This window comes from Bartonella sp. OD88NMGDW, assembly GCF_042193775.1.
Classification (GTDB): domain Bacteria; phylum Pseudomonadota; class Alphaproteobacteria; order Rhizobiales; family Rhizobiaceae; genus Bartonella; species Bartonella grahamii.
Genome location: NZ_JBHIMA010000094.1, coordinates 1 through 529, shown reverse-complemented (window position 1 = coordinate 529; position 529 = coordinate 1). Strand labels below are relative to the sequence as shown.

Sequence of the window (529 nt, the reverse complement as noted above, 5' to 3'; positions counted from 1 at the left end):
GGAACACACAGCTTACTACATCAAGGCGCTGTCCAAGGATCTGCCAAAAGTTGTGGAGCTCTTGGGTGACATTGTGCAGAACTGTAGTCTGGAAGACTCACAGATCGAGAAGGAACGTGATGTGATCCTGCGGGAGATGCAGGAGAATGACGCATCTATGCGAGATGTGGTCTTTGACTACCTGCATGCCACAGCATTCCAGGGCACACCTCTAGCCCAGACTGTGGAGGGGCCCAGTGAGAATGTCAGGAAGCTGTCTCGTGCAGACTTGACCGAGTACCTTGGCAATACCACTGCTGGACTGGATATGAGGGAAGGTACCATTGGCGATATGGCTATCCTGGGTATAACAGAAAGTTTTCAAGTGAAGCGACAGGTTCTTCTGAGTGCAGCTGAAGCAGCAGAGGTGATTCTGCGTGTGGACAACATCATCAAAGCAGCACCCAGGAAACGTGTCCCTGATCACCACCCCTGTTAAGCATTCCAGAAAGAGCTGCCCAGCTGGCCATCAGAGTCACCAACCCCAATG

The 529-nt window shown here is 52.0% G+C and carries 1 protein-coding gene; it reads left to right on the top strand.

Annotated features, from left to right (window positions below; all coding sequences use genetic code 11):
* The coding region (locus ACFIJR_RS09305; protein ID WP_375654096.1) for an insulinase family protein at window positions 1-478 on the top strand (478 nt) is incomplete at its 5' end.
* Window positions 479-529: the final 51 nt, after the last annotated feature.